Raw genomic sequence first — 19,792 nt, forward strand, 5'->3', positions numbered from 1 at the left:
GGCGCATCTAGGATTGAGGAGCCCCCGGGGTCAATGGCTGTGGCTCTCCACAAGTGCCGAAGCGCAATTTCCCTGCGGATGGCGAAGGCCGGATGACGACGACAGCCATGCCGGTCCATTTCGTCCTCGACATCGTGAAACAGGACTGCAAGATCGCAGGATCTTCGTCTCTCAGCCGGCTCGGACCGATGAAATTTCATGAACTTGTCAGGGAGCACTGGCGCATCATCGGCTTCGGCTTCGCGCTGACCTTCCTGTCCTCCTTCGGCCAGACCTTCTTCATCTCCCTGTCGGGGCCGGATATCCGCGAGACGTTCGGCCTGACGCACGGCGCGTTCGGCTCCATCTATTCCGCCGCAACCCTGTCCTCGGGACTGCTGATGATCTGGGCCGGCAGCGTCATCGACCGGGTCGACATCCGGCTCTACGCCACCACGGCCATGCTCGGCCTGACCGTGGCGGCCGTCGGCCTGTCCCTTGCGCCCAATCTCATCCTGCTGGGCCTCAGCCTCTTCGCCTTGCGCCTCTTCGGCCAGGGAATGCTCAGCCATGCGGGCGTGATGAGCACGGCCCGCCTGCACGAGGGCGTTCGCGGCCGGGCTCTGGGCGTGGCGGCTCTCGGCTTTCCGGCCGGCGAAGCGACCCTGCCGGCGATCGCCATCGCGCTGATCGCATTCTTCGGCTGGACGGGCGCCTGGCGCATCGTCGCGCTCGTCATCGTCGCTGCGCTCTGCCTCGGCTGGCTGCTCGGCGCGCTTCTGAAGCGAAGGGATGCCGACCTCGGCGGAGCTGCACGGAAAACACCCTTGAACGATGCGGGACCGCGTTGGGCCGACATCTTGCGGGACTGGCGCTTTCTTGCGCTGATCCCCACCATGATCGGCTATCCGGCCATCATGACGGCCTACTTCTTCCATCAGCGTTTCATCGCCGATGTGAAAGGCTGGTCCCTGGAGCTTCTGGCAAGCAGCATCACGCTCTTCGCGCTGGTATCCGTCGCGGTTGCCATGAGCGCGGGCAGTTTCGTCGACCGTTTCGGCGCCGTGCGTCTCAGCCATTTCTACCTCGCCGGCATGACGGCCGCATCCCTCACGCTCGCCATGTTCGATGCCCCTTACCTGCCGCTCGTGTTCTTCGGCCTGATCGGTCTGACGTCCGGCTGCACCAACGTGGTGATCGCAGCCGTCCTGGCTGAGCTTTTCGGCACGACGCATCTTGGAAAGATTCGTGCGCTCGCGGGTGCGATCATGGTCGTTGCCTCGGCGGCGACGCCGGGCGCCATCGGGCTCCTGTTCGATGCCGGGGTGTCTCTCGAATCGATCTGTTTAGGCTTTGCCGCCTACATGATCGCAGCCGCAGCCGTCACCTTCGTTCTGCCCGATCCGAGGGCCGCGCGCTTGCAGCCCTCGGAGGGATAGACGGCGTCAGCGCGCCGGGCGAAGGCCCGGCAAGGCACCCTGCGCCGCAGCGGCCACGAGCGCGCCGAGATCCGGCTTCTGCTCGAAGGCGCCGGTGGCGGATACGAGGCCGCGAGCGCCCGCGAGCGCCCCCGTCTCGAGTTCAAGCGCCAGGAAGCGATTGCGCTCGTAGGGACCCGGCAGCCAGAGGGAGCCCGTCTTGTCCGTCGAGAAGCCGAAGCGCTCGTAATAGGGCGCATCGCCCACCAGCAGCACCGCCTTGTGGCCGAGATCGGCCGCGCGCGCGAGCGCCTCGCGCATCAGCTTGCCGCCGAGACCGAGGCTCTGCACGGACGGGTCGATGGCGATGGGCCCGAGCATCAGGGCCGGACGATTCGGACCGGCCGAGATGTGCCACAGGCGCACCGTGCCGATGATCTCGCCGCCCCGGTCGATGACCAGGGACAAACCGTCGGCCGGCATCCTGCCCTCGCGCAGGCGTTCGCAGGTCTTCTGGAACCGGGTGGGTCCGAAGCAGGCATCGAGCAGCGCCTCGCGCGCCTCGACATCGCGGAAGATTTCTTCGCGGATCGTGATCATGGCCGTGGCCTCCCAAGACACGTGGGGTGAGCGACAGCCCTCGCACCGGCTTGAACTTGAAGCCGGCCGTCCGGGACAACTCTGTTGAGGTTGATGCCTGCCTCATTCGACGAGGCAGGCGGGACGTGAGTTAGATCACGTAGGACTTCAAAGGCGGGAAGCCGTTGAACGCGACCGCCGAGTAGGTGGTCGTGTAGGCGCCCGTGCCCTCGATCAGCACCTTGTCGCCGATCTCCAGCGAGACGGGGAGCGGATAAGGCTCCTTCTCGTAGAGAACGTCGGCCGAGTCGCAGGTGGGACCCGCGAGCACGCAAGGCACCATGCGGTCGTCGTCGTGCTCCGTGCGGATCGGGTAGCGGATCGACTCGTCCATCGTCTCGGCGAGACCGCCGAACTTGCCGATGTCGAGATAGACCCAGCGCACCTCTTCCTCGTCGCGGCTCTTCTTCGAGACGAGGACGACCTCGGCCTCGATGACGCCCGCGTTGCCGACCATGCCGCGGCCCGGCTCGATGATCGTCTCCGGGATGCGGTTGCCGAAGTGCCTCGACAGCGCCTGGAAGATCGACTCGCCGTAGGCTTCCACCTGAGGAACCGTCTTCAGGTACTTCGTCGGGAAGCCGCCGCCGAGGTTGACCATCGACAGGTGAATGCCGCGATGGGCGCATTCACGGAAGATCGCCGAGGCAGAGCCGAGAGCCTGATCCCAGGCTTCCGTGTTGCGCTGCTGCGAACCCACGTGGAAGGACACGCCGTAGGCTTCCAGACCCTGACGATAGGCATGCTCCAGCACGTCCACGGCCATCTCGGGCACGCAGCCGAACTTGCGGGAGAGCGGCCACTCGGCGCCGGCGCCGTCGCACAGGATGCGGCAGAACACCTTCACCTCGGACGCGTCGATGCCAGCCGTGGCGGCCGCGCGGACGATCTTCTCGACCTCGACTTCGCAATCGACCGCATAGAGGCGCACGCCGAGCTCGAGGGCACGCACGATGTCGCGCTCCTTCTTGATCGTGTTGCCGAAGGAGATGCGGTCGGGCGTGGCGCCGGCATCCAGCGCGAGCTGGATCTCGACCACGGACGCCGTGTCGAAGCACGAGCCGAGATCGGCCAGGAGCTTCAGCACCTGCGGCTCCGGGTTGGCCTTCACGGCGTAGAACACGCGCGTGTCGGGGAGCGCACGGGCAAACTTCGAATAGTTGTCGCGCACGACCTCGAGGTCGACGACCACGCACGGGCCGTCCTCACGTCGGTTACGCAGGAATTCACGGATGCGCTGAGTCATGGCGCTCTCCCCACCAAAGGTTCAATGGAGGTCTTCAAGCCTCCGGATTGAAATTCAGACGATCAGGATGTCCTGCCGTCCGGCGTCAGCGAGGGAAGACGACATCCCGCTTCGTGCGATGGAGACACGAGAAGCGGCGATGGGCTCTTCACCCGACGATGCTGCCTTGGATTGGATGGGGATACTCCATCCGCACGCCTGGCAATGATAAACAAGCCTCTTCGGTGTTGACCTTTGGAGGGCCAACGAGACCAAAAAAGCCCGTTCGTCGTTGCTTTAAGTCGCGTCCCCCGTTGAGAACGAGGTGCGCCGGTTTTCGCCTCCGGCTGCCGGTTAGGGGTATCGAGAGCTAGGTCGCTCTCGGGCGGCTGTCCGGCCTCTTGTCCGGATGCCCACCAACCGGCACGCGACCACAGGCACGTGCGAAATTGGGCAGGGGTGAAATAAGCATATTCGTCAGGGATCACAAGAGCTTTTCGGACCCTTCCGAGGATTTTTTTAACCCTGCCCGGACCTGTGTCTTGCCCGCATCACCATTCAGCCTCCATTAAGCGGGACAGGTACACGGATGACGATCCGGGCCCATATTCAAAGGCCTGACTTCCGGCCACTTTTCCTCTTGAGACGAGACCTTTCCGCAGCCATGACGAACCTGTCCCGCCGTTTTCTCCTGCAAAGCCTGCTCGCAGCCACCGCGCTGCCCGCTTTGAGCCGGCAGGCCTCAGCGCAGCAGCAAAACGGCGTTCCGGCGCCAAATCCCTTCCGCTACGAGGACGTGGTGCGCCGGGCCCGGGAACTCGCGGCCGTGCCCTACGAGGCCCCGAACGTGCAGCTGCCGGAGCCTCTCAGCAGGCTCAGCTTCGACGATTACCGGGACATCCGCTTCCGCCCGGACAAGGTCCTGCTCGGCTCCGGCAACGGGCCGTTCCGGATGCAGCTCTTCCATCCCGGCTTCCTCTACCAGCAGCCCGTGACGGTGAACGTCATCCGCGACGGCGTCCCGACGCCGATTCCCTATCAGCGCGAGCTGTTCGATTACGGCCGCAACAAGATCGAGCGGCCGCTGCCCGTCAACCTCGGCTTTGCGGGCTTCCGTCTCCATTACCCGCTGAACAATCCGAAGGTCTTCGACGAGCTGATCGCCTTCCTGGGGGCGAGCTATTTCCGCTTCCTCGGGGCCGGTCAGAAATACGGCCTCTCGGCACGCGGCCTCGCGATCAATGTGGAAGGCGGCGAAGCGGAGGAGTTTCCGCATTTCCGCGAATTCTGGATCGAGATGCCCAAGCCCAACGACGAGCGGGCCATCATCTATGCCCTCCTCGACAGCCCGTCGGTCGCCGGCGCCTACCGGTTCGAGGTCTACCCCTCGAAGGAAACGACCCTCGACGTTACGGCAACGCTGTTCCCGCGCCAGGCCATCGCCAATGTCGGCGTCGCCCCCCTCACCTCCATGTTCTTCGAAGGCGAGAACGACCGGAAGCCGACGGACGATTACCGGCTCGAGATCCACGATTCGGACGGGCTTCTCATCCAGTCCGGCGCGGGCGAATGGATCTGGCGCCCCCTGCGGAACCCGGCCCGCAAGACGATCTCGTCCTTTAGCGACAACAATCCGCGTGGCTTCGGCCTGATGCAGCGTGACCGGGTGTTCGAGAACTACCAGGATATCGAGGCTTATTACCACCAGCGTCCCGGCTACTGGGTCGAGCCCATCGGGCAATGGGGCGAGGGCTGGGTCGAGCTGGTAGAGCTTCCGACGCCCGACGAGACCCATGACAACATCGTAGCCTATTGGCAGCCGAGCCGTCCGTTCGAGCCCGGACAGGAGGTCGTCCTGTCCTATCGCCTGCGGGCCCTGTCGGCGATCGGCGCCATGCATACGGGCGGAAAGGTGATCAACACCTTCCAGACGCCTCCCCGCGCCAGCGGGTCGAACGCGCCGAGCGACCGGGGGCATCGCCGCTTCATCATCGACTTCGCGGGCGGCAACCTGGCTTACTATCTCGGCGCCCCCGAGCAGGTGCAGATCGTCCCCTCCACGTCCGCTGGGCAGATCACCAATACCTTCATCATGCCCAACAGCCATACCAACGGCTTCAGGGCGGCCATCGACGTGAAGCTGGAGCCGGGCCAGTCCGCCGACCTGCGCGCCTTCCTGCGCGCCGGAAACAAGGCTCTGACGGAAACCTGGACCTATCTCTGGGCGGTGGAGTGATCCACGCAGGCAGGTCTTATCGCTTCCGGCCGGTCTGACGGGGAGTGAGCCTCTCCCTTCATGGCCGGGCTTGACCCGGCCATCCACGTCTTTTCTTCTGCTTCGTGAGCTTGAGGCGTGGGTGGCCGCAACAGGTGCGGCCAGGACGACGCGGTTCTGAGGGCAACGTTATGTTCTCACTTTGTTCTTGACAGGGGGATGAACCTTGGCTATATCGTTACCCATCCCCGCCTGACGAGGGGCGCGCTCGCGAGGCGTCGCAGTTGTGGGGTGGGGAACGGTCCTGCCGCAGGTCTCGCACACCTGCGACGGGAGGCCCTTGGCAGCCCTGTGCTGGTCCAAGTCTAAACGCCTAAAAGAACCGTGCGGGACGAGCAGTTCGGCTCTTCCATTCTCACTCACAAGCGAGCCGGGCTGCCCGACACGCCACCCTCGATCTCCTGAAAGGCTCGCAGCGCAAGCTGCGGGCCCCAAGGTGCTGCTCTTTGACAGGAACCATCAATATGCGCCCGCCATGCCATCGTTTCGTCAGGAGACATGAAGACCTTGCCAAGCCCCTTTGAACCGCGCAGAAGCTGTGCCTCGGATTGCAGGCGGTTTGCCCTGCCGAGCGGAAGGTGAGGACCGATGAAGCTGAACGCCTGGATCACGGGAGCGCTCGCAGCCTGCCTGAGCGGGAGCGCCTTGGCGCAGCAGCCGCTGACGGAAGTGACCTTCGGCACCAACTGGATCGCGCAGGGCGAGCATGGCGGCTATTATCAGGCCGCGGCCGACGGGACGTACGAGAAATACGGCCTCAAGGTCACCATCGTGCCGGGCGGCCCCCGCGCCAGCAACCGCATGCTCATGACGGTCGGCAAGCTCGACTTCTACATGGGCGGCAGCATGATCCAGGCCTTCTCGGCCGTCGAGAAGGAGATCCCCACCATCGTGGTCGCGGCCCATTTCCAGAAGGAGCCGCAGGTGCTCCTCAGCCATCCGGGCCAGGGACTCGATACCTTCGCGGACCTGAAGAAGTCGAACGACATTCTCCTGTCCAAGGACGGCGTCGCCACCTTCTTCCAGTGGATGAAGGCCGAATACGGATTCAAGGACGAGCAGGTGAAGCCCTTCGGCTTCAATCCGGCGCCCTTCATCGCCAACAAGGCCTCGGTGCAGCAGGGCTACGTCACGTCGGAGCCGCTGACCATCGAGAAAGCGGCCGGTTTCAAGCCCAACGTATTCCTGCTCGCCGATTACGGCTTCAGCACCTATTCCACCACCGTGGAGACGCGCCGCGAGGTCGTGGAGAAGAATCCCGATCTCGTGCAGCGCTTCGTCGATGCCTCGACCATCGGATGGTACAATTACCTCTACGGCGACAACGCGAAGGCGAAGGACCTCATCAAGCGCGACAACCCGGAGATGACCGACGAGCTGCTCGACTATTCCCGGGCCAAGATGAAGGAGTACGGCATCGTCGATTCCGGCGACACGCAACAGCTCGGCATCGGCGCCATGACCGATGCCCGCATGAAGGACTTCTTCGACAAGATGGTGAAGGCCGGCCTCTTCAAGGCGGATCTCGACTACAGGAAAGCCTATACGCTCCAGTTCGTGAACAAGGGCGTGGGGCTGAACCTGAAGCCGTAGCAGGAGAGCGGCGCTTCATCCGCGCCGCTGCCCCGATGATGCAACCCGCACCCACGCTCGTTTCTTTCAAGGACGTCTCGAAGACCTTCTCCAACGGCGTGACGGCTCTTGCCGGCTTCGATCTCGACATCTTCGCGGGCGAATTCGTCTCCCTGCTCGGCCCGTCGGGATGCGGCAAGTCGACGGTGCTGCGTCTCATCGCGGGGCTCGCGGAGCCGACTGACGGAAGCGTCGCCTGGCCGGAAGCGCGCAGCGACGATCATCGCGGCGAGATCGGGTTCGTGTTCCAGGACGCGACGCTGATGCCCTGGGCCAACGTGGCGGACAATGTGTGGCTCCCCTTGCGCCTTCGCGGCGTATCCCGGCGCGATGCGCAGGACCGCATTGTCGAGAGCCTTGCCCTCGTCGGCCTGGGCGACTTCGCGAAGGCCTATCCGCGCGAGCTCTCCGGCGGCATGAGGATGCGCGTGTCGATTGCGCGGGCTTTGTCGCTGAAGCCCCGGCTGCTGCTCATGGACGAGCCCTTCGCCGCCCTCGACGAGATCGCGCGCTTCCGGCTCAACGACGATCTGCTGCGCCTGCAGGGCGAATTGCGCTGCACCGTCGTGTTCGTGACCCATTCGGTCTACGAGAGCGCCTATCTGTCGAGCCGCATCGCGGTCATGTCTCCGCGTCCGGGGCGCATCGTCGCCGCAATCGAAGGCCTGTCGCCCGGCCCCCGCGCGAGCGACTTCCGCACCAGTGCAAGCTATACGCAGCTTTGCGGACGCATCTCGCAGGTCCTGCTCGGCCAGACAGTCGGGGAGCGGCCGTGATGGCGCCCGTTCGACAGCAGGGCACTCCCTTGAAGATCGTTCTGCCGCTCGCCGTCTTCGCGGCGGCCATTACCGCGTGGGAAGCCGCCGTGCGCCTGAAGGGCATTCCGCCCTACATCCTGCCCGCGCCGAGCCTGATCGCCACGACCATGGTGGCCGATTGGCCTCTGCTCTGGGCCTCGCTCCTGACGACGCTCGAGACCACCCTCGCGGGGCTTGCGCTCGCGGTCGTCGGCGGCGTGGGCCTTGCCGTGCTGCTGAGCCTGTCGCGGATCGTCGAGTATTCGCTCTACCCGTTCGCCGTCGTGCTCCAGGTCACGCCGGTCATCGCCGTCGCGCCCCTGTTGCTGATCTACATGCCGCAGGATGTGGCGGTCCTGGCCTGCGCCTGGCTCGTGGCGTTCTTTCCGGTCCTGTCGAACACGATGCTCGGCCTTCAATCCGTGGACCGGAATCTCATGGAGCTGTTCCGGCTCTACGGCGCTCCCGTGTCGCAAAGCCCTCTCGCGCGGCTCAGGGCGCGTTTGAAGGCCCTCTGGTACCTGCGCTGCCCGGCCGCCCTCCCGGCCTTTCTGGCGGGTCTGCGGATCGCGGGCGGCCTGTCCCTGATCGGCGCCGTGGTGGCCGAGATGGCCGCCGGATCCGCCGGGGCGGGGTCGGGGCTGGCCTATCGCATCATCGAGAGTCAGTACCGGCTCAACATTCCGCGCCTCTTTGCGGCTCTCGTTCTCCTGGCCGCAACCGGCATCGCGCTGTTCCTGGTGTTGGCTGCGCTCAATCACGCCCTTCTCCGGCGCTGGCATGAAAGCGCCGTCCCCCGGGACCGCTGATTCCTTAGCCTGTTAATAATGCGCCGGCTTGTCATCGTACCGTCATGAGGCCAGGCCATGGTACGGTCGAAACGCTTCCAACAGCGAGGGACCATGGATACCGACAACAAGCATCCGGGCATCAAGAGCGTCGGATGGGCTCTGGTTCAAGCCTCTCGCCTGCATCGGAGCCGCACGGGCGACAAGCTCTCGGAACTCGGCCTCTTCGCCGGCCAGGAGCAGGTGCTCCAGGCCCTCAACAATTCCGGCCCCATGACCATGGGTGAACTCGCGGCGATCCTGCGCGTGCGCCCGCCGACCGCGTCCAAGACGGTATCCCGCCTTTCCAGCCTGAAGCTCGTGGAACGCCACACCGAACCCGGCGATGCCCGGGTCGTGCGCGTGAAGCTCACCAGGGAAGGCAAGCGCAAGGCCGCCGCCATCGACGCCCTGTGGGAAGAAGTCGAGGGCGAGCTGCTCCAGGGCTTCGACAACAAGGACCGCAAGCGCCTGCGCAAGCTGCTGCGCAAGGCCGCCAAGAACCTCGCGGGCCTCACTGGCGCCGATCAGACGGGTTTCGAGGCCGACGACGAGGTAGACGGCCTGGAAGCCGCCGGCGAACCGGAGATGGCCGCGACCGCGACCGCCTGATCCTCACCCCTGTGTGCCGCGCACGAGGGTCGTGCGTGACGGACATTCGTATCGCGGCGGGGAAGCGGCTAGCATTCCCCATGGCCGACACCGTCACCCACTCCCCGCCAAAGATCGCCGCGTGGCACCAGAGCCGGGTCGCAGGCATCGCCCTCATGTGCGTGGCGCTGTTCTGCTTTTCCTGCCTCGACGCGACGGCCAAATGGGTGAACCGCTCCGTCGATCCGATGGTGGCGGTCTGGGCCCGCTACGTCTCGGCGGCGTTTCTCACCTTCCTGGTCATCAATCCGCGGACCCAGCCCGGAGCCCTCAGGACACGCCGCCTCCCGCTGCAGCTCCTGCGCTCGTTCCTGCTCTTCGCCTCGACGATCTGCAACTTCTTCGCCCTGAAATATCTGCAGCTGGTCGAGACCCAATCGATCATCTTCGCGACCCCGCTGCTGGTGGCCCTGCTCGCCGGGCCCCTTCTCGGAGAGCGCGTCGGCTGGGGGCGCATGACCGCCATCGGGATCGGCTTCATCGGCATCCTCGTGATCACACGGCCGGGCTTCGGGACCATGCACCCTGCCGCCCTGCTGTCGCTGACCGGCTCCGTGGCCTATGCCTTCTACGCCATCGTGACCCGCATGCTCGCATCGAGCGATTCGGTTGCGACGACCACGCTCTATTCCAGCGTCGCCGGCATCGTCTTCGTCACTCCGGCCCTGCCCTGGGTGTGGTCCACGCCCTCGTCGCCCCTCATGTGGTTTCTGCTGGCGACGACGGGCTTCTACGGGGCGTTCGGCCATTGGCTTCTGATCCTCGCCCATGCCCGCGCGCCCGCCGCGATCCTGTCGCCCTTCATCTACAGCCAGATCGTCTGGATGCTGATCCTGGGCTATGTCCTCTTCGGCGACTGGCCCGATGCTTGGACCTTCGTCGGGGCTGGCATCGTCATCGCATCGGGGCTCTACTTGCTCTACCGTGAGCGCGTGAAGCCTCGAAAGCCGGAGCCTTCCCCGTGAGTGATGCCGCCATCGACACCCTGACCGGGATCGGTCCCGTGACGCAGAGCAGGCTGGCGGATGCCGGGCTCCGTACCGTCGGAGAGCTCCGCTCCATGGGATCGGTCGAAGCCTATCGCCGCCTGAAATTCATGCTGCCCCGGCAGGTGAGCCTGAATGCTCTCTATGCGCTGGAAGCCGCCCTGCGCGGCTGTCACTGGCTCGATCTGCCGCAAGATGTGAAGGTCGCGCTCCAGCAGCAGGCCCGGATCATCGACGAAGCCTTTCGCCGGGGCGGCGTCGCACGCTGTTCCCTTTAACCCGACACGACAATAGGAAACGCCATGAGCCGAACCGACATCCTGATGACCGCGCCGATGAATCAAGTCGTCATCGACGCGCTCGACAAGGCCTTCACGCTCCATCGTCTGTGGGAGCAGAACGACAAGGAGGCCTTCCTGAAGGAGTTCGGTCCGCGCATTCGCGGCGTAGCGACCAGCACGCTCTTCGGCCGTGTGGATGCCACGCTCCTCGACCGTCTGCCGAATGCCGAGATCGTCTCGAGCTTCGGCGTCGGCTACGACAATGTGGATGCGGAGGAAGCGGCGAGGCGCAACATCGTCGTCACCAATACGCCGGGCGTTCTCGACGACGAGGTGGCCGACCTGACCCTCGGTCTGCTTCTTGCAACGTTGAGAAAGATCCCGCAGGCCGATCGCTACCTGCGGGACGGGAAATGGCTGAAAGCCTCCTTTCCCCTGTCGGCGACCCTGCGCGACAGGAAGGTCGGCATCGTCGGGCTCGGACGCATCGGCAAGGCCATCGCGAAGCGCCTCTCCGGCTTCGACGTGAGCATCGCCTATCATGGCCGGACCCAGCAGGACGACGTGGCATATGCCTATTATCCGACGGTGACCGGTCTTGCGGAAGCTTGCGACGTGCTCATCGTGATCACGCCCGGCGGCGCCGCCACGAAGCATCTCATCAACGCTGAGGTGCTGAAGGCCTTGGGCTCCAACGGCGTTCTGATCAACGTCGCCCGCGGCACGGTCGTGGACGAGCAGGCGCTCATCGAGGCGCTCAAGTCGGGGACGATCCTGAGCGCCGGCCTCGACGTCTATGAGGACGAGCCGCGCGTGCCGCAGGAATTGATCGATCTGGAGCACGTGGTGCTCCTGCCCCACATCGCCTCCGCGTCGGTCCATACCCGCAACGCCATGGGCAAGCTCGTCGCCGACAACCTGATCTCATGGTTCGACGGCAAGGGCCCGCTGACCCCGGTGGCGGAGACGCCCTATAAGGGCAAAGCGGGTTGAGGCAGAGGTCTGAATAATGGATGACGTCATCACCGGCCTCGTGCCGGTGATGACGGTAGAGGGCACGCTCATCCGCCGCCTTGCAGCAGAGAAACGGTTAAAGCGCGAACCCGCCGTCGACGAGGTGGATATGGCCCGTCGTGTAGCTGGCCTCGTCCGAACCGAGATAGACGGCCAGCGCCGCCACTTCCTCGGCCGTGCCGAGGCGCCCCATCGGCTGGCGGTCGATGAAAGCCTGGCGCACGGTCTCGAGGCTTTGTCCCGAACTCGCAGCGAGCGCCGCGATCCGCTCATCGAGCGACGGCGATTGGACCGTGCCGGGGCAGATGGCGTTCGCGCGAACGCCGCGCTTGATGAAATCCGCCGCCACGGCCTTGGTCAGGCCGATCACCGCCGCCTTGGTGGTGCCGTAGACATAGCGGTTGGGGATGCCGCGCACCGATGAAGCGCCCGACGCGATATTGACGATGGAGCCGCGGCCCTTCTCCAGCATGCCGGGCAGAACGGCATGAATCGTCCGGTGCATGGATTTCACGTTCAGGTCGAACGAGAAGTCCCAGTCCTTGTCGGAGCATTCGAGAATCGTGCCGTGATGCACGAAGCCCGCCGCATTGACGAGAATGTCGAAGGGGCCTGCCTCGGCGACGAGTTGCTCGACATCGGCGCTCGAGAGCACGTCGAGCCTGCGCTTTTCGGCGCCCTCGAGGCCCTCCAGCTTGCCGACGTCGAGATCCGTCGCCCAGACCGTAGCACCCTCGCGGAGAAAGGCCTCTGCGATGGCGCGTCCGATCCCCTGCCCGGCCGCCGTGACGAGGGCTGTCTTTCCGTGAAGTCTGTTCATGACAGCCCCCGCTTCCTTGTTGGCAGATCAGTGATTGTCGCGCGGAACACCGAAGGTCTGGGCGACCCTCTGGTACTTCACGGCGGGCTTCAGGGTCATGCCCTCGGAGAGCTGATCGACCATGGAGCGCTGGATCTCCTGCCACGGCGTCTGGCTCGCCGGATAGGCATAGCCGCCCCGTGCCTCCAGATCGGCCCGGCGCTTCTCCAGCTCTTCCGGAGACAGGAGAATGTCGGCGCTGCGCTTGTTCAGGTCGATGCGGATCCGGTCGCCCGTCTGCAGCAGCGCAAGTCCGCCGCCGATGGCGGCTTCCGGCGAAGCGTTAAGGATCGACGGCGTTCCCGACGTGCCGGACTGGCGTCCGTCGCCGATGCAGGGCAGCGAGAGAACGCCCCGCTTGATCAGCGCGCCGGGCGGCTGCATGTTCACCACCTCGGCCGCACCGGGATAACCGATCGGCCCCGCGCCCCGCATGATCAGGATCGTATGCTCGTCGATGTGCAGCGACGGATCATCGATGCGATGATGGTAGTCCTCCGGCCCGTCGAACACGACAACCGGGCCTTCGAAGGCATTCGGATCGTCCGGATTGTTGAGGTAGCGCTCCTGGAATTCCGGGCTGATCACGCTCGTCTTCATGATGGCGGAATCGAAGAGCGTTCCCTTCAGGTTGAGGAAGCCGGCCTTCTCCTTAAGCGGATTGTCGTAGGAGCGGATCACGTCGTGATCCCAGGTGAACTTGCCCGTGCAGTTCTCGCCGATGGTGGTGCCCGTGCAGGTCAGAGCGTTCTCGTGGATCTTGCCGCCGCCAATCAGCTCGGCGATGACCGCCGGCAGTCCGCCCGCGCGGAAATACTCCTCGCCCAGATACTCGCCCGCGGGCTGCATGTTCACCAGCAGCGGGATCTCGAAACCGATGCGCTCCCAATCGTTGTTGTCGAGCGGCACACCGATGTGCTTGGCAATCGCATTGATGTGGATCGGTGCGTTGGTCGAGCCGCCGATGGCCGCGTTGGCGACGATCACGTTCTCGAATGCCTCGCGGGTCATGATGTCGGAAGGCTTCAGATCCTCCCACACCATCTCGACGATGCGCTTGCCGGTTTCATAGGCCATCTGGCCGCGCTCGCGGTAAGGCGCCGGAATGGCTGCCGAGCCCGGCAGGGACATGCCGAGAGCCTCGGCCAGCGCATTCATCGTCGACGCCGTGCCCATGGTGTTGCAGTGGCCGACGGACGGGGCGGAAGAGCCGACGATGTCGATGAACTGCTGGTAATCGATATCGCCTGCCGCGTGACGCTCGCGCGCCTTCCACACGATGGTGCCGGAACCCGTGCGTTCGCCATGGTGCCAGCCATTGAGCATGGGCCCGACATTGAGCGAGATCGCCGGAATGTTCACGGTCGCGGCCGCCATGAGGCAGGCCGGCATGGTCTTGTCGCAGCCTGTGAGCAGCACGACGCCGTCGAGCGGATAGCCGTAGAGGACCTCGACGAGGGAGAGATAGGACAGGTTGCGATCGAGGCAGGCGGTGGGGCGCTTGCCCGTCTCCTGAATCGGATGGCACGGGAACTCGAAGGCGACGCCGCCGGCGGCCGTGATACCGTCGCGCACGCGCTTGGCGAGTTCGATGTGATGTCGGTTGCACGGAGACAGGTCGGAGCCGGTCTGCGCGATGCCGATGATCGGCTTCTTGCCCTGCAGCTCTTTGCCCGTAAGGCCGAAATTGAGGTAACGCTCCAGGTAGAGCGCGGTCATGCCCGGGTTGTCGGGATTGTCGAACCAAAGCCGTGAGCGAAGCTGATCGGGAGTGCGACGGTGAGGCCTCTCAGCCATTCTTCATTTCCTTTCGGGCATCCGTAAATGCGGTGGCGGTATTTGATCCAGGACAGTGGCCAAGATCAACCATCCCCTGACTAAAGTAGCTGCCCTCCGATCGACGGAAAGACCCACTTTCCACCGGGTCCGATATACTGTTATAAAATTTCCTCGTCAGGTTTCGCCCTGACGCAGTTCTTCATCCGATAACGCCGGGCAGCTCTGCCATGTTTCGACACGCTCATCCCTTCATCCTGGCGGCTCTGCTCGTCTCTCCGGCTCTTGGCGATGACTGCCCGACGGCCCAGACCGCGAAGCTCGGTTTCGTCCTGGAGCGGCAGGGAACGCTCGCGGAGGTTCGCCCCGCCTCCGATCATTTCGTCCATGTGCTGAACGCATATCCCGGCGGCAAGAAACAGGATGTGATCTACTATCACGGCTTCTTTCCGATCAGCCGTTTCGACGATACGGCCCGGAGCATCAACATTCCCGTGTCCGATCTGCGCGCCGTCTTTCCCCTCGAACCGAAAGCACGCCGCACTCTGACCTATTCTCCCTCCCAGCCCGGCAAAGTGGGAGGGCTGATTTCTTTGGAACTGACTGTGACGGGCCAGGAGCAGGTCCATCTCGGCTCCTGCACCTACAACGTCCTGGTGGTGCGCAACCGCTTCCTTAATGGCGACGGCAAGACGATGTCCGAGCACACCGATCTCTACTCGCCCGAACTCGGCTTCGTTCTGGCCAAGCGCTACGAGGAAAAAGGCGGCTCGCAGACCACCATCAAGTACCAGAGCATCAAGCCCCTGGGACGTGTTTCACCGCTTTGAGATCCGAGCGAACTGCCCGTCGGGAGAGAGGGCCCTTCGACCGGGTAAGCCCCTTACATCATGGCCGTGCTTGTCCCGGCCGTCCGGATTGGAAGAGTGCGATACTCTAATGAGGCGGGATCACCGGCACGAGGCCGGTGATGACACGTAGGGCTAGATGGCACATGGGGCTACATGCCGGCGGCTGTATCAAACTCAGCTCAAGCCCTCGGCCGTATCGTCGATCTGCGAGCGGATCGACGGGTCGAGGTCGAGCGCTTCGGCCAGCTGGTGCAGGAACTCGCGCTCCTGGATCGTATCGGGATCGATGGCGAGACGAGCGGCCGCATAGACCTGCGCGGCCTTATCCGGATCGTTGACGCCTGCGGCGAGCTCTTCCACATCGGCAGGCGACGCCATCTCGGTCTCCAGCCAGTGGCTCGCCTCGGGGTCGATGCCGGCTTCGGTCAGTCCCTTGACGATCCGCGACCGTTCGGCCTGATCGATCTGCCCGTCGGCGGCCGCTGCCGCTACCATGGTGCGCAGGAACAGGAGCGCATCGTCCTCGGTCTGTGAAACCGGATGGAAACGGGATGTTTCCGGCAGGCTCAGCGCCGATTGCGCAACGGCCTCGCCGGATCCGGCTGCCGGAGCGGTGGACGCATGAGCATGTTCCCCGCCTACGCCCTTCGCGGCCTGCTGGTTCTGATAAGCCTTGTAGGCCAGCCCGCCGATCACCGCGAGGCCGCCGAGCTTGACCAGATTGCCGGTCAGCTTGCCGCTCTTCTTCCTTCCCTTGAACAAAAGTCCCGCCAAGCCGACCAGAGCGGTCTGAGTCAGGCCCGGATGCTGGGCGGCGAAGTCCTTGGCCTTCTGCAGCAGCTGATCGGGCGTCTGCCCAGTGATCTGCGTCACGCTCCTCTCGGCCTGCTGGCCGACGCTTGCCTGGCTGGACGAGCCGGGATTGCGGAGATCGGGACGCCCAATGGCTCCGACGAACGCATCCAGAAGCTTCCTGTAGTCGACCATGTGGATCTCCCGTTGTTCCATCAGCAATGAACAACGGGAGGACCGCCGAATAGTTCAGGTTCTCTCCGGCGCGTCAGGCAGGTCTCGGCACCATGGCGCCGCGGGCCTTGAGGAGTTGCGACACGACCACGGGAACGGCCATCGCCAATCCCATCAGGGTCATCTGCACATCGGGCGCGATGATCGGCAGCGAGGCGAAACCGATCAGCCACCGCTCCCAGGCCCGCATCGGCGTCAGCGCGTAGCCCGCGAAAGCCGCCGACAGGAACATGATGCCGATGACGGCCCCCGCCGTGACGAACAGGAAGCTCGCCCACGTGAACTCGGGCGTGACGATGAGCATGGCCGGTCCGTAGACGAAGACGAACGGCACGAGCGCCTTGCCCAATCCCAGGCGGAACGCGGTGTTGCCGGTCTTGAACGGATCGGCGCCCGCCATGCTGGCGCCCGCATAGGCCGCGAGCGCCACAGGCGGCGTGATATCGGCGAGCACCCCGTAATAGAACACGAAGAAATGCGCGACGAGCGGCTGGACACCCAGAAGCCCCAGGGCCGGAGCCGCGACGGTGACCATGATGATGTAGTTCGCCGTCGTGGGCACGCCGCATCCCAGCAGAATGCAGACGACGGCCGTCATCACCAGCGTGAAGAACAGGGTCATGCCCTTCATGTCGGCAAGACCCGCCGGCACGAGATCCATGAAGATCTGAGCCAGCTGAGCGGCGAAGGACGTGACGATGAAGGAGATCTTGAAGCCGACGCCGGTGAGCGTGACGATGCCCACGATGATGCCGACCGTCGCGGCCGCCGCCCCCACACCGATGGCATATTTCGCGCCGACCACGAAGGCGTCGACGAGGTCGAGCACGAGCGCCTTGCCGGCCTCGCTCTTGACGAACGTATAAACGAGGAGCGCCAGGACCAGGCCGAGAAGCGGAACCGAGAAGGTTAGCTGCGTGAGCATGCCGGTGGCGATGGCGATAACGATGGCGGCCAGGAAGCCGAGGGTGATGGCGGGGACGCGCGATGCGCCCACCACCAGGCAGGCCGTGATGCCCCAGAAGGCGGCAAGGTAGGGCGTGAAGCCGGAGAACAGGACGATCAGCAGCACGGCCAACGGCATGATCGTCTGCCAGCCCTCCCGGAGCACCTTGGCGGCCTTCGGCAGCTCCTCCGCCGGCAGCCCCTTCAATCCGGCCCGCTTGGCCTCGAGATGGACCTGCATGAACACACCGAAGAAATGCATGAGGGCCGGCACGAGAGCCGCCAGGATGACGGTCCGATAGGAAACGTTGAGGAATTCGACCATCAGGAAGGCGGCCGCGCCCATGATCGGCGGCGTGATCTGCCCGCCGGTCGAGGCGGCCGATTCCACGGCCGCCGCGAAATGGCGCTTGTAGCCGACGCGGATCATCGCCGGGATCGTGAGCGAACCGACGGTCACCGTATTGGCGATGGAGGAACCCGAGATCATGCCGAACAGGGCCGAGCCGAAGATCGAGACCTTGGCCGGGCCGCCCGCGAAGCGGCCCGCCACGCAGGTGGCGAGATCGATGAAGAGCTTGCCGAGCCCGACCCGGGTCGCCAGCACGCCGAAGAGCACGTAGTGGAAGACGTAAGTGGCAACGACTCCCAGGGCGATCCCATAGATGCCCTGGCTCGTGAGATAGAGGTGGTTGACGATGTTCGACCACGAGGCGCCGGGATGCTGGAGAATGCCCGGCATGGAAGGGCCGAAATAGGCATAGAGCATCACGCCGATGGCGATGACCGGAAGGGGCCAGCCCACGGAGCGGCGGGTCGCCTCCAGCAGGACGACGATCAGGATCGTTCCCATGACCACGTCGGTCGGGGACGGGTTCCCGACCCGGAAGGCCAGTTCGTTGAAGATCCACGGCACATAGAGGCTGGACGCGGCCGCCGCGACGGCCAGGGCCCAATCGACCAGGGAAATGCTGCCCGGCCGCCACCAGCTCGAGGGAGCGATCCGCTCCTGGCCGCTCTTGAAGGCGGAGAAGACGAGGAAGATCAGGCCCAGCACGAAGGCCATGTGGATGCCGCGATGGGTGGCTTCCCGCAGGAGCCCGAAGCCCGCCGTATAATAATGGAAGAACGAGAGCGTCAGCAGCAGGCCGGCGACGAGCCAGGCCGTCGCCGGAGGCAGCGGGCGGAAGCGCATCTCGGGATCGAACTTCTCCTCGAGGCTGCGGTTCTCGATGATCACATGGGCGTCGGGTGAGGACATATCGGGCTCTCGTCACAAGCAAACTACCTCCCGCGACGTGCGCCGCGAGAGGTCGAACAGGTCGATCCGGTCAGATCAGCCCTTCAACAGGCCGGCTTCCTTGTAGAAGCGCTCGGCCCCCGCATGGATAGGGATGCCTGCGCCCGCCAAGGCATTCTCCTTGCGGATCATCTTGCCCTTGGCGTGGCCCGCATCGAGCGCGGCACGGGTCTTGTCGCCCCACAATCCTTTGACGACCTCGTAGACGACGGCGTCCGGCACCTTGGCCGAGGTCACCCACTGGGCTCCCACGGCCAGCGTCTTCACGGCGCTCACATCCTTGTAGGTGCCGGCCGGGATCTCGTCGGCGGCAAAGAAGCTGTATTGCTTGCGGATGGCATCCGCCTCCGGACCCGCAAGCGGGACGAGGTCGACGCCGCCGCCCGTCGCCGCAAGTTCCGTGATGGCGCTGGTCGGATAGCCGCCGACGAAGAAGAAGGCGTCGAGACCTCCATCGCGCATGCGCTCGGCTGCCTGGTTCGGCTTGAGGAAGTCGGCTTTCACATCCGATTCCTTGATGCCCCAGCCGGCAAGAATGATCCGCGCATCCACCAGCGTGCCGGAGCCTGGCTCGTCCATCGAGACCCGCTTGCCTTTGAGGTCCGCGACGGATTTGATGTTGGCTGACTTGGCCGCGACGAGATGGATGCTTTCCGGGTAGAGATTGGCGAGGAGCCGCAGATCCTCGATCTTGCCCTTGCCTTCGAACAATCCGGTGCCCGTATAGGCCCAATAGGCGACGTCGGCTTGCGTGAAGCCCGATTCGAGCGCACCGGACACGATGGAATTCACATTGGCCACCGAGCCGTTCGAGGCTTGGGCCGTCAGGACGAGTTGCGGCGGGTTCGAGATGGCGTTCGCGATGAGACCGCCCACCGGATAATAGGTGCCGGCGGTGCCGCCGGTCCCGATCCGGAAGAAGGCGGGGGCCTGCGCGAAGGCGCCGCGCCCGAGAACCGAGGCAGCTCCAAGTCCGAGGCCGATCTTGGCAAGTTCGCGACGGGTCAACTTCATAGACATTGTGTTCCCCTGGTGAAGGATGCGGCCGCTTGCAATACGGCTCTGCTTCACTCTACCGGGAATCGTCTAAGCGTCTACGGGTCTAACCGAAACCTTTGTTCGTCGACGAATAAAACTGTTGGGACGTTCGACGCGAGCGTCGTCTTGGGTGCGCAATCATTCGTACGCTGCGCCTGCTGCAAGGCAGCGTGAGCAATGGCCGACGAAGAACTGGCCCCACATTCATGTCGGCCAAGGCTCTGACAGCCCGCATGACAGCGAGCAGCGGCGGCGTCAACGCTTCCCTCGTTA

18 protein-coding genes are annotated in these 19,792 nt (G+C 64.6%); 10 read left to right on the forward strand and 8 right to left on the reverse strand.

What is annotated here, in order from left to right; all coding sequences use genetic code 11:
- Nucleotides 1-92 precede the first annotated feature (92 nt).
- Nucleotides 93-1,418, forward strand: a complete 1,326-nt coding sequence (locus U0023_RS05505; RefSeq protein ID WP_154661131.1) for an MFS transporter — start codon at nucleotides 93-95, stop codon at nucleotides 1,416-1,418.
- A 6-nt stretch (nucleotides 1,419-1,424) separates the two neighbouring features.
- On the opposite strand, the gene U0023_RS05510 is transcribed toward U0023_RS05505, so the two are convergent.
- Nucleotides 1,425-1,997, reverse strand: a complete 573-nt coding sequence (locus U0023_RS05510) for a GNAT family N-acetyltransferase (protein WP_009763336.1) — start codon at nucleotides 1,995-1,997, stop codon at nucleotides 1,425-1,427.
- 130 nt (nucleotides 1,998-2,127) lie between these two features.
- Complete coding sequence (locus tag U0023_RS05515) at nucleotides 2,128-3,282, reverse strand: type III PLP-dependent enzyme (protein WP_009763335.1); 1,155 nt, start codon at nucleotides 3,280-3,282, stop codon at nucleotides 2,128-2,130.
- Between the two features lie 643 nt (nucleotides 3,283-3,925).
- Here U0023_RS05515 and U0023_RS05520 point away from each other — a divergent pair.
- A complete protein-coding gene (locus tag U0023_RS05520; protein ID WP_040638680.1) occupies nucleotides 3,926-5,497 on the forward strand; it encodes a glucan biosynthesis protein in 1,572 nt (523 codons plus the stop codon).
- A 398-nt stretch (nucleotides 5,498-5,895) separates the two neighbouring features.
- Here the strand turns inward: U0023_RS05520 and U0023_RS05525 are convergent, their stop codons facing one another.
- A complete protein-coding gene (locus U0023_RS05525; protein WP_154661130.1) occupies nucleotides 5,896-6,147 on the reverse strand; it encodes a hypothetical protein in 252 nt (83 codons plus the stop codon).
- On the opposite strand from U0023_RS05525, the gene U0023_RS05530 reads away from it, so the two are divergent.
- The 7 genes from U0023_RS05530 (at nucleotide 6,125) to U0023_RS05560 (ending at nucleotide 11,703) form a co-directional block, all read left to right on the forward strand.
- Nucleotides 6,125-7,129 carry an ABC transporter substrate-binding protein gene (locus tag U0023_RS05530; RefSeq protein WP_009763333.1) on the forward strand — a complete coding sequence of 335 codons (1,005 nt, stop codon included), beginning with the start codon at nucleotides 6,125-6,127 and terminating at the stop codon, nucleotides 7,127-7,129. The genes U0023_RS05525 and U0023_RS05530 overlap by 23 nt on opposite strands.
- A gap of 35 nt (nucleotides 7,130-7,164) precedes the next feature.
- Nucleotides 7,165-7,944, forward strand: coding sequence for an ABC transporter ATP-binding protein (locus U0023_RS05535; protein WP_009763332.1), 780 nt, complete (start codon nucleotides 7,165-7,167; stop codon nucleotides 7,942-7,944).
- On the forward strand, nucleotides 7,944-8,774 hold the full coding sequence (locus U0023_RS05540; protein WP_009763331.1) for an ABC transporter permease: 831 nt from the start codon (nucleotides 7,944-7,946) through the stop codon (nucleotides 8,772-8,774). The genes U0023_RS05535 and U0023_RS05540 overlap by 1 nt, the downstream gene beginning before the upstream one ends.
- A gap of 93 nt (nucleotides 8,775-8,867) precedes the next feature.
- A complete protein-coding gene (locus tag U0023_RS05545) occupies nucleotides 8,868-9,404 on the forward strand; it encodes a MarR family winged helix-turn-helix transcriptional regulator (RefSeq protein WP_040638679.1) in 537 nt (178 codons plus the stop codon).
- A gap of 35 nt (nucleotides 9,405-9,439) precedes the next feature.
- Nucleotides 9,440-10,408 carry a DMT family transporter gene (locus U0023_RS05550; protein WP_009763329.1) on the forward strand — a complete coding sequence of 323 codons (969 nt, stop codon included), beginning with the start codon at nucleotides 9,440-9,442 and terminating at the stop codon, nucleotides 10,406-10,408.
- Complete coding sequence (locus U0023_RS05555; RefSeq protein ID WP_009763328.1) at nucleotides 10,405-10,707, forward strand: TfoX/Sxy family DNA transformation protein; 303 nt, start codon at nucleotides 10,405-10,407, stop codon at nucleotides 10,705-10,707. Before U0023_RS05550 ends, U0023_RS05555 begins: the two co-directional genes overlap by 4 nt.
- A 24-nt stretch (nucleotides 10,708-10,731) precedes the next feature.
- Nucleotides 10,732-11,703, forward strand: coding sequence for a 2-hydroxyacid dehydrogenase (locus U0023_RS05560; protein WP_009763327.1), 972 nt, complete (start codon nucleotides 10,732-10,734; stop codon nucleotides 11,701-11,703).
- A gap of 97 nt (nucleotides 11,704-11,800) precedes the next feature.
- Here the strand turns inward: U0023_RS05560 and U0023_RS05565 are convergent, their stop codons facing one another.
- Both U0023_RS05565 and U0023_RS05570 read right to left on the reverse strand, forming a co-directional pair.
- The gene (locus U0023_RS05565; protein ID WP_009763326.1) at nucleotides 11,801-12,544 is read right to left on the reverse strand and encodes an SDR family oxidoreductase; all 744 of its coding nucleotides are present in this window, start codon (nucleotides 12,542-12,544) and stop codon (nucleotides 11,801-11,803) included.
- Between the two features lie 27 nt (nucleotides 12,545-12,571).
- A complete protein-coding gene (locus U0023_RS05570) occupies nucleotides 12,572-14,380 on the reverse strand; it encodes an IlvD/Edd family dehydratase (protein WP_009763325.1) in 1,809 nt (602 codons plus the stop codon).
- A 209-nt stretch (nucleotides 14,381-14,589) separates the two neighbouring features.
- On the opposite strand from U0023_RS05570, the gene U0023_RS05575 reads away from it, so the two are divergent.
- Nucleotides 14,590-15,189: a hypothetical protein gene (locus tag U0023_RS05575; RefSeq protein WP_009763324.1), complete on the forward strand. Its 600-nt coding sequence runs from the start codon at nucleotides 14,590-14,592 to the stop codon at nucleotides 15,187-15,189.
- 195 nt (nucleotides 15,190-15,384) lie between these two features.
- Here the strand turns inward: U0023_RS05575 and U0023_RS05580 are convergent, their stop codons facing one another.
- From U0023_RS05580 to U0023_RS05590, 3 genes are all read right to left on the reverse strand, one after another.
- Nucleotides 15,385-16,197, reverse strand: coding sequence for a tellurite resistance TerB family protein (locus U0023_RS05580; protein ID WP_009763323.1), 813 nt, complete (start codon nucleotides 16,195-16,197; stop codon nucleotides 15,385-15,387).
- Between the two features lie 73 nt (nucleotides 16,198-16,270).
- On the reverse strand, nucleotides 16,271-18,442 hold the full coding sequence (locus tag U0023_RS05585; protein WP_009763322.1) for a TRAP transporter permease: 2,172 nt from the start codon (nucleotides 18,440-18,442) through the stop codon (nucleotides 16,271-16,273).
- Nucleotides 18,443-18,517: 75 nt separating this feature from the next.
- Nucleotides 18,518-19,501, reverse strand: a complete 984-nt coding sequence (locus U0023_RS05590) for a TAXI family TRAP transporter solute-binding subunit (protein WP_009763321.1) — start codon at nucleotides 19,499-19,501, stop codon at nucleotides 18,518-18,520.
- Nucleotides 19,502-19,792 lie beyond the last annotated feature (291 nt).

Source organism: Microvirga lotononidis, from assembly GCF_034627025.1.
Taxonomy (GTDB): Bacteria; Pseudomonadota; Alphaproteobacteria; order Rhizobiales; family Beijerinckiaceae; genus Microvirga; species Microvirga lotononidis.